General features: G+C 48.1%; 12 protein-coding genes. 4 read left to right on the forward strand and 8 right to left on the reverse strand.

Annotated elements, in window-relative coordinates; genetic code table 11:
* Positions 1-149 precede the first annotated feature (149 nt).
* The 4 genes from NEV57_RS06990 to NEV57_RS07005 form a co-directional block, all read right to left on the reverse strand.
* A complete protein-coding gene (locus NEV57_RS06990) occupies positions 150-392 on the reverse strand; it encodes a hypothetical protein (protein WP_257657594.1) in 243 nt (80 codons plus the stop codon).
* Between the two features lie 32 nt (positions 393-424).
* Complete coding sequence (locus tag NEV57_RS06995) at positions 425-1,072, reverse strand: LuxR C-terminal-related transcriptional regulator (RefSeq protein ID WP_257657595.1); 648 nt, start codon at positions 1,070-1,072, stop codon at positions 425-427.
* 201 nt (positions 1,073-1,273) lie between these two features.
* Entirely contained in the window at positions 1,274-1,642 is a 369-nt protein-coding gene (locus NEV57_RS07000; RefSeq protein ID WP_257657596.1) for a hypothetical protein, read from the reverse strand.
* A gap of 14 nt (positions 1,643-1,656) precedes the next feature.
* Positions 1,657-1,908 carry a hypothetical protein gene (locus NEV57_RS07005; protein WP_257657597.1) on the reverse strand — a complete coding sequence of 84 codons (252 nt, stop codon included), beginning with the start codon at positions 1,906-1,908 and terminating at the stop codon, positions 1,657-1,659.
* Between the two features lie 262 nt (positions 1,909-2,170).
* Between NEV57_RS07005 and NEV57_RS07010 the strand changes: the two genes are divergently transcribed.
* Both NEV57_RS07010 and NEV57_RS07015 read left to right on the forward strand, forming a co-directional pair.
* Positions 2,171-2,776: a hypothetical protein gene (locus NEV57_RS07010; protein ID WP_257657598.1), complete on the forward strand. Its 606-nt coding sequence runs from the start codon at positions 2,171-2,173 to the stop codon at positions 2,774-2,776.
* Between the two features lie 144 nt (positions 2,777-2,920).
* Complete coding sequence (locus tag NEV57_RS07015; protein ID WP_257657599.1) at positions 2,921-3,535, forward strand: DUF4142 domain-containing protein; 615 nt, start codon at positions 2,921-2,923, stop codon at positions 3,533-3,535.
* Between the two features lie 7 nt (positions 3,536-3,542).
* Here the strand turns inward: NEV57_RS07015 and NEV57_RS07020 are convergent, their stop codons facing one another.
* Both NEV57_RS07020 and NEV57_RS07025 read right to left on the reverse strand, forming a co-directional pair.
* The gene (locus NEV57_RS07020) at positions 3,543-5,912 is read right to left on the reverse strand and encodes a glycosyltransferase family 4 protein (protein WP_257657600.1); all 2,370 of its coding nucleotides are present in this window, start codon (positions 5,910-5,912) and stop codon (positions 3,543-3,545) included.
* Between the two features lie 164 nt (positions 5,913-6,076).
* Positions 6,077-6,289 carry a hypothetical protein gene (locus NEV57_RS07025; RefSeq protein WP_257657601.1) on the reverse strand — a complete coding sequence of 71 codons (213 nt, stop codon included), beginning with the start codon at positions 6,287-6,289 and terminating at the stop codon, positions 6,077-6,079.
* Between the two features lie 160 nt (positions 6,290-6,449).
* Between NEV57_RS07025 and NEV57_RS07030 the strand changes: the two genes are divergently transcribed.
* A complete protein-coding gene (locus NEV57_RS07030) occupies positions 6,450-8,078 on the forward strand; it encodes an acyl-CoA carboxylase subunit beta (RefSeq protein WP_257658019.1) in 1,629 nt (542 codons plus the stop codon).
* 16 nt (positions 8,079-8,094) lie between these two features.
* A complete protein-coding gene (locus NEV57_RS07035) occupies positions 8,095-9,444 on the forward strand; it encodes an acyl-CoA dehydrogenase family protein (RefSeq protein WP_257657602.1) in 1,350 nt (449 codons plus the stop codon).
* 10 nt (positions 9,445-9,454) lie between these two features.
* Here NEV57_RS07035 and yidC read toward each other — a convergent pair whose 3' ends face one another.
* Positions 9,455-11,275: a membrane protein insertase YidC gene (gene yidC / locus NEV57_RS07040; RefSeq protein WP_257657603.1), complete on the reverse strand. Its 1,821-nt coding sequence runs from the start codon at positions 11,273-11,275 to the stop codon at positions 9,455-9,457.
* A 31-nt stretch (positions 11,276-11,306) separates the two neighbouring features.
* Positions 11,307-12,926 (reverse strand): CTP synthase, encoded by a 1,620-nt coding sequence (pyrG, locus tag NEV57_RS07045; RefSeq protein WP_257657604.1) that lies wholly within the window; start codon positions 12,924-12,926, stop codon positions 11,307-11,309.

Raw genomic sequence — 12,926 nt, forward strand, 5'->3', positions numbered from 1 at the left:
CTCTCAACCCTTATGTTTTACTATAATATTGGCACTGAAAAAGATTCCAAACGATGTCTTTGGTAACACGTTTCCAGTGTTTGTAATGCCACCCGGAAGTGCCAATGTAGATGTTACCTGCCATGACATGTGGATAGCATAGCGGATGCTCATTGTAGATGATGTTCAAGTGCTTCGCCGATTGCCAGCACAGAATGCTTATCCAATGTACCCCAAACCTGAATCCAGTCGCCATCACTGGACTGACGGAGCTGGGTTATCGGTTTTCCATCCAACAGGCAATTGTAGATGGAGACGCCATCAGTGGTCTGAACAGGTTCAATCAATAACTGCTCTCCTGATAGTGTGCCTTTTTGAAGGGTTACTGTAAAATAATCAGCGGACTTTTCCATGATAATGCAATGGGTTTATAACCATTATCCGGTCAATTAAGTACGCCTTGCTGCAAGGCAATACGGATGACAGCGGATATATCCGAAGCACCTGTTTTTTCGAGTAGGTTTTCACGGTATTTTACAATGGTTCGCTTATTCGTAAAAAGCTGATAAGCAATTTCCTGATTGGAATACCCTTCTATGATCAGTTTAAGAATCTGTTCTTCACGAGGGGAAAACTCCACAGCCTGATCCTGCTTCCCAAAATCAGTTTCCGCAATACGTTCCAGTACTTTTAAATATAATCGAGTGCAGATATATGTATTTCCTGCCAGAACATGTTTGATCGCAAAAACCAATTCATCCTTGTTGACCTCGTTGAGGATATATCCATCGGCTCCGGATTTCATTAGCAATAAAATATCCTTATCCTCACCGATTTCAGATAATACCAATACTTTCAGTTGCGGATACGCCGTCTTCCACTTGCGGATATCCGTGCTATTCCGGTCGAGAAAAAGATTATCAATGATCAGTAAGTCAATGCCAGCCAAATCACTCAGTGTGGGCTCAATTTCCTCCTTGCTGGATAAGGTCATCTCAAAGGTAAAACCCTGTTCCTGGCTCAACAGTGTGATGATGCCATCCCGTGCAATCGTTTGTGGTGCTGCCCAAATAATTTTTCCTGAGTTTTCCATAATATTCGGTTAAATCTTTACTTCACTTCTTGCGTATGTATACATTTCAGCGTAAGTAAAAGTTTTGTTTTTTTGAAAATATTCCCGTTTGACTACAGGAAGTATGCCTTTTAGGACACTTATACCAGGTTAGGAGTATACAGGATGTTAATCACATGATCCGTGTAATGATACTTTTCTGTCAGAAAGAAGCATATGAAGCTAGGTTGACGCCCGATTGCGGATGAGGAAAATAGTCAATAGCAGCATAAAAATGCCTTGAATGACCGCGTCAATTAAGTAAATATTCCGGATCGTTCCGTTGGCTACGCATACAACATCCATAACAAAGAAACTCAATGACACTGCATAGGCTAAAAACACAGGCAGGTTTTTACGCCGTAATGCCGCTTGCAAGAAAGTAAGTCCTATCGCAATAGACAGTAAGCCGACCATTTGAACAAGCCAGATGTCCTGCTTTGGCCCAGTAGCCGATATAAAGCTGGCCATATTAACCACAGGCCAGACACCAGCGACGACGAAATAGCATCCCTGGACGATAAAGACACTATATATGAAGTTCTTGCCCAACTTTTTTTCTGAAATTAGCTATGCAACTGATCGTGCCCTGTCGTTTTAACAATCTTATTGTATGTTCCAAGAATCAAAAATGGAGCCGCCCATTGGCCGACAAACAGCGCCTTGTGGTAATGGCCGGTGCATTTCAATAAAAGCGAGACGGCCATCGCGCTCAGGGCTGCGCATAAAAATAATTTGGAAGGGAGTTTCGAAGTCTGTTCTTCGATTGCTTTTGTTGCTTCACCTTCTGTATGTGGTGCATTTTCATTGAGTACCATGATTATTCTCCTTATTTTAATAATACAATTAACACACGAAAAAGTACACACACAATGCCACGTTCTGAATTGATCTGAAAACGGGATTCAAGCTGAAATGGGTTCCACCTCTGCTCCCGGTAATAAACAATGTTTTTTGAAATGACGACAGCGAATGCAGTATTTAGTACAGTATTGCAAACCAAGCTTGCCCAGATCGCTCACTAGGGGCATTTATAAAAAAGGCGCAATATATGAGGTGCCTTTATCAAACAATGAAGTTATGAAGATTCGTAAAAGAGATCCGATTGTTCCGCCCGGACAGCGGAATACCGATGAAACACGCGAGCCTACCGGCGAAGACTTAAAGTACAATGAGGCAAGTGATAGCTTTGAGCTGGACGTCGAACCTCAGGAAGGCGACGATTACCAACACGATGATCCTTATCAAACAGCGGCTCCACATGGTGAAGACGATAACTCCTCCTGGGATGAAGCTAATCCCGAAGCCAATGAGGAGTACCGGGACAAACCATCGGATGTGGATGGCCAGTTAGATGGGCTGGACATTGTCGACGACCGGGCACTTCGGTTGGACGAGACAGATGAGCTACTGGCTCGGACACCCGAGGACCGGCGAGGTGACCTGGATGAAGAGGGGTACCCATTGCGTGACGACGCGGGCGGTCCCGGGAACCCGATTACTGGTCCAATAGACCAGCCGGGGAAACAAGACCCTGATCCGGAAGTTCCTCCCTTTGAAGATCCAAGGAGAGACGATAACGAAGCCGAAGATATTCCACCACCAGATGAGCTGGATGAAGATCCGTTTGATGCGCCTGAAAGAGAGGAAGACCTGTTTACCAAAGACAATACAAAACGGAAGTGAAATAAATTTATCCCTTCACCGCAATATGGAAACACGCGGAACAAAGTAAAAGCTTGGCAAGGTCCGACGAAAAACAAAATAATCGGTTGATTGTCTACTTGTTGAGTTTCGACATAGCTAGTCTTATTATCAAATATCAGTTCGATGAAAACATTAACACAACTTTCCCTGGGGATTTTTTTGACATGCAGCATGCTGGCTTGCAATAACAATAACGGACGGACAGCGGATGACAGCGTAGAACAGGCCCAGGATGTGAATGATACCACTGCGACCGTAAAAATGGAAGATTCGGAGTTTGCGGTGAAGGCGGCCGATGCCAGTCTGGCAGAGGTCCAGCTGGGCAAATTAGCACTGGAACGTACAACGGATCAACGGATAAAGGATTATGCGCAGTTGATGATTGATGACCACAATAAGGCAAATGATGAATTAATGACCATTGCGGCGAACAAAAATATCACATTGCCCCCCGTTCCCAGCGAAGACCATGCGGCAAATATGCGTGATTTACAACAAAAATCAGGAACTGATTTTGACCAGGCTTATCTCGACCGGATGGTCCGGGACCATAACAATGCCGTATCCCTGTTTGAAGATGCCTCAAAAGGAACAGCGGATCCAGACCTCAAAAATTTTGCTGCAAAAGCCCTTCCCACGCTTCAAATGCACCACGAGAAGGCAAAAGAATTGCGGGATTCCCTGGATACCGGGGAAAATGTACCCGCCTTAACGCCCGATACAAAGATTGTACCCTAAAGCTGGTTTACGGGTTAACAAAAAGTACTAGACTGCTTTTGTTAACCCGTAAACCGGACTCCCTTTCGCACTCTGTTGAACGTAAATGTGAACTAAACTCCCTGTTGTCTAATTTAACCACGGCATCGGCGAATACCGACCCTTCTGCTTCCTGAACCTGAAGGACATTTGCCACGGTCGCGTGAGCCATGAGGTAAGCGAGCGTGCTCTCGGCACCCTGGTTGAGGTTAGGTCCTGCTGTTGACAACCCATCATAACAACCTCCCGTTTCGGGATCATATAAGGGCGCGCCGACTGAATTGGTTCCCAAAAACCAGTTAAATGCTGTAATCATGTCATTGCGATAGGTGATTTGCCGCGTTGTCTGATACGCTTTCGCAAATAGTAGTACGGTCGCAGCCGCATCTATTGCCTGTTGGTCATATGCCGGCAAATGGCCGCCTTTGTTATACCATCCCTGATTGCCAACAGGAGTTAGGTAGCCGTTAGCCATCGTTGTGTCACGGAGGAAACCCATTGCATCGAGTGCAATGGATTCGAATTCATCGTCGGGGACGATTTCATACGCATACAACAGGGCTAAGGGAATGATCCCGTTATCATACGTGAGTTTTTCCTCAAACCAGCGCCAGTCTTCACTTGATGTGCTATGATATGCGGATTTTAACAGATCACCCAGCCTGCGGACTTCATCAACCATGCGCAGATCATCCGGATGAACAAATGTATAATAGGAAATGCCAATCAATGTGTTGGCTATGCCCCGTAAATGTGTGAGCTTGTGGAAATGTGGCACAGCGTTGGAAAATAATTCATAGGCCAACGCCTTGAAGGCTGGATTTGCCCCCGTGCAGGATAATAACTGACCTAATGCCCATATTGTTCTGCCAAATGCGTCCTCGGATCCGGCAGCATCCAGGTATTGCCGGCTGTAACTAAGAAAATTATGGAAATTGCCGTCCGGAAGTTGCATGTATTGGATGTAAGCAAGATAGATAGCCATCAGATGGTCAGCTTCCCGTTTTTCGATCCCTTTTATGGCATTGAGCACAGTCATCAGGGCACGGGCATTATCATCCAGGCAATACCCTTCCTTCCGATTGGGAATTCCATAGCGGCAATGCTGAAAAATGCCGGTATCGTCCGTCAAGCGGACCAAGTGCGCCGTGTTAAACTTCGGAAAACCCAGGGCGTGGGCAATGATGTCCTGTTTTTGGGGCTGGGGTGCTGATTTTACGCGGCAGGCCCGAAACAGTTCGGCATACGCGCCGCCGACTACCGGCCAGCGCAACGATAGGCCATAGTGATGGGCATTGGCCTGGAGTGCGTGCCTGGCTTGGGGCCGGGTAAGCAATTCGTCAATAATTTGATGAAGCTGTTTGTCATTGTTGAATTCGAAAAACCGGCCGCGTCCACCATCCAGCAGCTCCTGTGCATGCCAATAGGGTGTGGAGATTACGGCCGCCCCCGCGCCAACGGCATAGGATAATGTGCCGCTGGTAATCTGTTCTTTATGAAGATATGGAGTGATATACAGATCGCATGCAGTAAGGTAGTCGTGCAGCTCCTTTTCCGATACAAAATCGGAAATAAACCGGACGTGCTGATCTACCCCCAGTTGCTGGGCCAGCTGCCTTAAACCCGTTAAGTATGTTAACCCATGCTGCCGTTCAATATGCGGGTGTGTCTTACCAAGAATCAAGTAAATCAGGTTGGGGTGAAGTCGGCATAAGTCCGGTAGTGCGCGGATTACCGTTTCCAATCCCTTGTTTGGACTGATCAAACCAAACGTTAGCAGCATACATTTTCCCTGTAACCGGAATTTTTTTCTTAGCTGTGTCCGGTTAGGCTGGGGAAAGTCAGGCACCCCGTGGGGAATTACCTGCAGCTTGGATGGCGCAATCGCATATACCTCCTTGAGCAACTGCACCGCTTTTTTACTCATCACGATGACGCGTGTGGCCTGTTGTGCAAGCATCTTGACAATCAGGTGCTTGGTGGCGTCCGGAGATTCCAGCACCGTATGAAAAATAACCACGAAAGGTATTTTTAATGATCGGGTAAACGCAAGCAAATACATGCCGCTTTCCCCGCCATAAATACCAAATTCATGCTGTATACAACATAAATCAGCCCCGCTTTGGTTGATGAATTCCGCGGCGTCCTCATAATCAGTACTGTTTTCCTGCCGGATTACATAACGAACATCATCGGAATAATGATACTGAGCGCGATCGTCGGAATCGTTTAGCGCTACCACAAAACTTCCGTAATGTTCAAACGGTATGTGAAAGTTAACCGCTTTGATTAGGTTGTCATTAAATGTTGCCAGGCCACACTTGCGGGGTTGATAAGAAGATAAATACGCTATTTTCATGAATGTAATTTGACTTGCGGCGGCACATCACCGCTCCGATATTTCCCTAACAGCCAGGAATTGATTATTGTTTTACCATGCCGGAAAGAGATGGTTGGATGCAAGCCAATAAAAAAAGCCCGTGCATATGCACGGGCTTTTTCATACTTTTTAATCCGGTCGGATTAGTTCAATGAGTCAGCAGACAATGAGTCAAGTGAATCAATGGCAGCTCCACCGATAGAATCGATAGAATCTGTAGCAGCGCCAACTTGTGACTCGATTTCGTTAGTCAATGAATCAGCAGTTTCTGCATTCTCAGAAGCTGTGTTGTTACAAGCTGCAACAGCTAAAGCTAAAGCCAAACCTAAAAAACCGAATTTGAATGTGTTTTTCATCGTTAATTTCCTTTTTGTTTAAAACAAATTTGTTTAATTAACCTTTAATACGCTGATAAAAGAAAGGTAACCCAAAAAAATGAAAAGACAGTTAAAAATACCATGCAGCCCGATGTCCACCTTTGCTGGATAGAAAAGAATCCCGTATCTTGTGATCATGATGAGCCTTGAATTCAATCAGAATGAGGATCGGAATAAGCTGGCCGTTTCCCGACTGAAAAACCGGTTGAGAAAGGTGTACGCCGGAGGTGGGGAAAAGGCGGCGGAAAAACAGCAGGCTAAAGGGAAAATGCTGGCCCGCGAACGCATTCAGTACCTGCTGGACGATGATCGCCCCTGGCTGGAGATCGGTGCCCTGGCGGCGCTGGATATGTATGAGGAGGCAGGTGGCTGTCCCTCCGCGGGGGTGATAACCGGAATCGGTTATGTTTCCGGACGCCAATGCGTCGTGGTGGCCAACGATGCCACTGTCAAAGCCGGTGCGTGGTTTCCCATGACTGCCAAAAAAAACCTGCGGGCCCAGGAAATCGCCATGGAAAACAGGCTGCCGATTATTTACCTGGTGGATTCGGCCGGGGTATACCTGCCCATGCAGGATGAAATTTTTCCCGACAAGGAACATTTTGGCCGCATATTCCGCAATAATGCCCGGATGAGCAGCGAAGGAATTGTGCAGATTGCGGCGATTATGGGAGCCTGTGTAGCTGGAGGGGCTTATTTGCCCATCATGAGCGATGAAGCAATGATCGTGGAAGGGACCGGCTCGGTATTTCTTGCCGGCTCATATCTGGTCAAATCAGCGATTGGTGAATCCGTGGATAATGAAACACTTGGCGGTGCCACCATGCACTGCGAAATTTCGGGTGTTACGGACTATAAACACCCGGATGATCGGGCTTGCCTGAACGCGATCCGTAACCTCATGAGCATGGTCGGAAAGCCCGAAGATGCCGGGTTTGACCGGATAAAGCCTGCGCTTCCGGAACGGAATATGGAAGAGATTTACGGAATATTACCCGATTCGCGCGAAAGACCGTATGATATGAGCGAGCTTATCCTGCGGTTAACCGATGGCTCGCAATTTGAGGAGTACAAAGCCCGGTACGGACAAAGCATCATCTGTGGCCTCGGCCGCATAGATGGCTGGGCGGTAGGCATTGTGGCCAATCAGCGCAAAGCCGTCAAAAACGGAAAAGGGGAACTGCAGCTGGGCGGCGTCATTTATTCAGACGCGGCGGATAAAGCCACCCGGTTTATCCTTAACTGTAATCAAAAAAAGATCCCATTGGTTTTTTTGCAGGATGTCACCGGATTTATGGTGGGCAGCCGGGCAGAGCAGGGCGGGATCATCAAAGACGGTGCAAAAATGGTGAATGCCGTGGCTAATTCCGTCGTACCCAAAATCACCATTATTATCGGCAACTCCTACGGTGCGGGTAATTATGCCATGTGTGGAAAGGCGTATGATCCCCGACTGATTTATGCCTGGCCGTCGGCCAGGATAGCGGTGATGGGGGGTGCTCAGGCTGCCCAGACATTACTGCAGATTCAGACGGCGTCATTACGCGCAACAGGCCGTGAAATCGAACAAAAGGAAGAAGAAACCCTGCTTAAGGAGATCACCGCGCAGTACGAAAAGCAGACGACACCTTATTACGCGGCAGCGCGACTTTGGATAGACGGTATCATCGATCCCCTTGATACACGGCAGGTGATTTCAATGGGTATCGCAGCGGCAAATCAGTCGCCCATCCAACGGCCGTTCAACGTAGGTGTAATACAGACATAACATAAACTAATATATCATGTTCTCGAAAATCAAAAACGCCTATCAACTGTTCAAAAACATTGATCTGGGGCAGTTGGATAAACTGGCACGTAAGGTAGACCTGCCGAAGGTAATGGATGCTTTTTCCAAACTGGACGACAAACAGCTGAGCGGACTGATGAAGATGCTTGACGGTGGTAAAAAGAAGAAGGAACTGCCACCGATCAATGGCGATTTTTATGAACTGGACCTGCGACTGAATGAAGAAGACCGTGCGCTGCAGCTTAAGGTGCGTGATTTTATGGAGCAGGAGATCCGCCCGCTGGTTAATCATTATTGGCTGCGCGACGAATTCCCGTTCGAGATCATTCCCAAACTGGCCGAGCTCAACGTCTGCGGGCTCACCTTCGAAGGATATGGGTGTGCCGGAAGATCCTCCCTGATGGAGGGTATTATTGCCATGGAAATGGCGCGGGTAGATGCTTCCATAGCTACCTTTTTTGGTGTCCAAAGCGGCCTTGCCATGGGATCGATCTATATGTGCGGATCGGAAGCCCAAAAGCAGGAATGGCTGCCAGCCATGCAACGCATGGAGCTGATTGGTGCATTCGGGCTTACCGAACCGGAGGTTGGCTCTGGTGCGGCGGGGGGATTGACGGTTACCGCCCGGAGGACTGAAAGCGGCTGGGTACTTAACGGACAGAAAAAATGGATCGGTAATGCCACATTTGCCGACGTGGTTGTCATTTGGGCGAAAGATCTGGGTGATGGGGAAGTAAAGGGCTTTTTGGTGCGTAAAGGATCCCCGGGGTTCGAGGTGGAAAAAATCAAGGGCAAGATGGCGCTGCGCATCGTGCAAAACGGATTAATTACGTTAACGGACTGCGTGGTCGCTGAGGATGACCGGCTGCCACATGCCAATTCGTTTAAAGATACGGCCAAAGTGCTGCAGTTAACCCGGGCAGGCGTGGCCTGGATGGCGGTCGGCTGTGCCCGGGGAGCCTATGAAAGCGCATTGGATTATACCCGCAAACGTCAGCAATTCGGACGGCCAATCGCTTCTTTCCAATTAATTCAAAACCATTTGGTGGAAATGTTGTCGAACCTGACGGCCATGCAGACACTCGTATACCGGCTTTCTGAACTGCAGGACGGCGGCATGCTGCGGGATGAACATGCTTCGCTGGCTAAGGTGTTCTGCACCCTTCGTACGCGCGATATTGTAAGCCAGGCCCGTGAGGTTATGGGTGGCAACGGCATCCTGCTGGAATATGATGTCGCCCGTTTTCTGGCAGATGCCGAAGCAATTTATTCGTACGAAGGAACAAAGGAAATAAACTCCCTGATCGTAGGTCGTTCCATCACCGGCTTCAGCGCATTTGTCTGAAGCTGGTGGTTTATTTTTTGCCTTTTCCTTTAGCCTGACCCTGCTGCTGGCGCATATAATCTTCCATCCGCTGTTGGAACTTGGATTTTTTCTGCGCCTGGGGTTTTTGCTTGTTTGCCTGGATAATGCCGTGTATTTTATCGTCATTGATCATCTGGCGGATGACAACCTGCTGGCCGAAAGTAAATACCGTCGACAGGAAGTAATAGTAATTTAACCCCGCCGGATAACTGTTCAATACAAAGAGGAAAATCAGGGGCATAAAGTAACCGATGTACTTCATCTGACCGGTAGCACCGGATACGGAATTATTATACCAGGTGGAAATCAGCGTGGTTATGGTCATCAGGATACACATCAAACTGATGTGGTCAACCCCGAAAATCGCGGGAAAGGTGATGGGCGCATCGTATGTCGAAAGGTCCTTCACCCAAAGAAAACTTTCACCCCGGAGCTCAAAGAGGTTAGGGAAAAAGAAGAAAAACGCGATGGTAAAGGGCATCTGCAGGAGCAGCGGAATACAGCCCCCGAGGGGATTTACCCCTGCCTGTTTATACAATTTAAGGTATTCCTGTTGCAGCAGGGCCGGGTTGTCCTGTCCTACCTTTTCCTTGATCTCATCCATTTCCGGCTTCAGCACCCGCATTTTGGCCATGGATACGTACGAGCGGTAGGTGAGTGGAGAGAGCACCAGTTTGAGCATAATGGTCAGGATCAGGATCACAATACCATAACTCAGGTGAAACCCATCGAGGAAAGAAAAGACCGGAATGGTAATAAACCGATTGATCCATTTCATTGGCCCCCAACCCATGTCAACCTGATCTTCCAGGCTATATCCATGGCGTTTCAGCACACTGTACTGGTTGGGCCCGAAATAAAAATGCAGGGGATACGTATTCACGTCTGACCGGGCGAAATCCAGGTAAAGATTGCCGGAAATCAGTTTCACCATCCGGTCCTCCGGTGTGGTATACACATTGATTTTTCCGCCGTTGAAGCCATTCTCAGAAACCAGTACACTGGAAAAGAAATGTTGCTTAAATGATACCCACTCGAGCTTTTCGGTAATCTCTTCCTCATCGTCATTTGTTAAGCTGAGGTGATCTACATCCCCGCTGGCCAGCCGGTAGTAGGATGTGGACCGTTGGCGCTCATTCTTAATGTCTTTTTCCTGTTGCAACAGCGGGCTTTCCATGTTCAATACGAGGCGGCTCTCTGTCGGTGCAACTACATCCTGCAATCCACGTGTGACGATCGTCAGTCCCAGGTTATGGTCGTCGCCCCTAATGGAGTAAATATAGTCGATATATTGATTTTCGGCATAGGTCAGGCGAAACGTAACGGACGCAGAGTCCTGGCCAGCTACCTGGATGTTGCCACCGCTGGGTGTAAAATAGAGGTCGTTCGTGGTGATGTTCTTGCCGGCGGACGAAAAAGACAGTCCAAATTTGGTGTGCTCGCCCCCAAGCAGGGTCAATGGCTGGCCATCGTAAGCCTGCTCGCCCTTCACTTCCACGGCTTTCACGCGCCCGCCTTTCGTACTGATGTGGGCCTTGATGAATTCATTTTCTACGGTAACGATACGCTCTTCACCGACGGTGGCACCGCCGAATGGTCCGGCTAAAGCGGCCGAGTCGACTACCGTGGTTAACTTAACGGTTGCGGTATCTGTAGTGCTTGCGGGTTGCTGCCCTTTCCGTACCAGGGCAAGCGAATCCTGTAATTGCTGTTCCCGTTTTATTTCTTCGTCTGAAGGCTTCATCAAAAACACGGATGCTCCGATGATCACAAATATCAAAACAAGGCCTGTCAGTGTATTTCTGTCCATTTTTATGTCAGTGGGTTAACGCACTTTTTAGTTATTTCTGTTTCTTTTCCTTATGATAAGCCAAAGAAGCGGCTACAAAGCTAACAAAAAGTGGGTGAGGATTCGCAACTGTTGATTTTAATTCCGGGTGAAATTGTCCGGCCACGAAAAAAGGATGATCCTTGAGCTCGACAATCTCAACCAGGTTGTTTTCTGGGTTGATGCCTGATGCGATCATTCCGGCTTTTTCATACTGGTCCAGGTATTTGTTATTGAATTCGTACCGGTGCCGGTGCCGTTCCGAAATTTTGGCCTTTCCGTAAATGGCGGCAGCCTTGGTGCCTTTTTTGACTTCACAGTCATAGGCCCCCAGACGCATGGTGCCGCCCATGTCCGTTACCTTTTTCTGCGCTTCCATCAGCGCAATTACCGGATGCTTGGTTTGCTGGTCCATCTCATAACTGTTGGCATTTTTGAGACCCATCACGTTCCGTCCAAATTCGATAACGGCGCATTGCATGCCGAGGCAGATTCCGAAGAAGGGGATGTGATTTTCCCGGATGTAACGGATGGCTACCAGTTTCCCGTCCAGGCCCCGCTCACCGAAACCGGGTGCTACCAAAACGCCCGATAGTTTTTTTAGCTTCTCCGCGACATTGTCCGGATTAATGCTTTCCGCGGCAATCGATTTGACCCGGACCTTACATTCATTAACCGCACCTGCATGAATAAAGGCCTCGTTAATGGATTTATAGGCATCCGGCAGTTCAACATATTTCCCAACCAGACCGATGGTGATCTCCTCCGTCGGATTTTTTAGCTTACCCAGGAAAGCCTTCCAGCTTGCCAGATCCGGATCGTTCTTTGTCGATAGTTTCAGTTTCGTAAGCACGGTTTTATCCAGCTGTTCTTTCAGCATCAGCAGGGGCACATCATAAATTGACGGCGCATCAATGGATTCCACCACCGCATTAATGTTCACGTTGCAGAAAAGCGCCAGTTTCTTTCGTATTTCGGAAGAGAGGTGATGCTCCGTGCGGCATACCAGTACGTCGGGCTGAACGCCATACTCCAGCAGCGTTTTAACCGAGTGCTGAGTGGGTTTTGTTTTAAGCTCACCTGCGGCGGCCAGGAAGGGCACCAGGGTCAGGTGGATAACCAGCGAATTATTGGTTCCCAGTTCCCAGCGCAGCTGACGTACGGCCTCAACAAAAGGCAACGATTCAATGTCGCCCACCGTACCGCCGAGTTCCGTAATAATAATATCGTATTGCCCATCGTTGGCCAGCAAACACATCCGGCGTTTTATTTCGTCGGTAATGTGGGGAACCACCTGTACGGTTTTACCCAGAAATGCACCCTGGCGTTCCTTTTCGATTACGTGCTGGTAAATACGTCCAGTGGTTACGTTATTGGCCTGCGAGGTCGGTGTGTTGAGGAACCGTTCGTAATGGCCCAGGTCCAGGTCGGTCTCCGCACCGTCTTCAGTTACATAACATTCGCCATGCTCGTATGGATTGAGCGTACCCGGGTCAATGTTAATATAAGGGTCGAATTTTTGTATGGTTACCCGGTAACCCCGTGCCTGTAGCAATTTTGCTAAGGAAGCAGAAATAATACCTTTTCCCAACGACGAGGTAACGCCGCCCGTAACAAAAATATATTTAGTCAT

It is taken from the genome of Parapedobacter lycopersici, assembly GCF_024643285.1.
GTDB lineage: Bacteria > Bacteroidota > Bacteroidia > Sphingobacteriales > Sphingobacteriaceae > Parapedobacter > Parapedobacter lycopersici.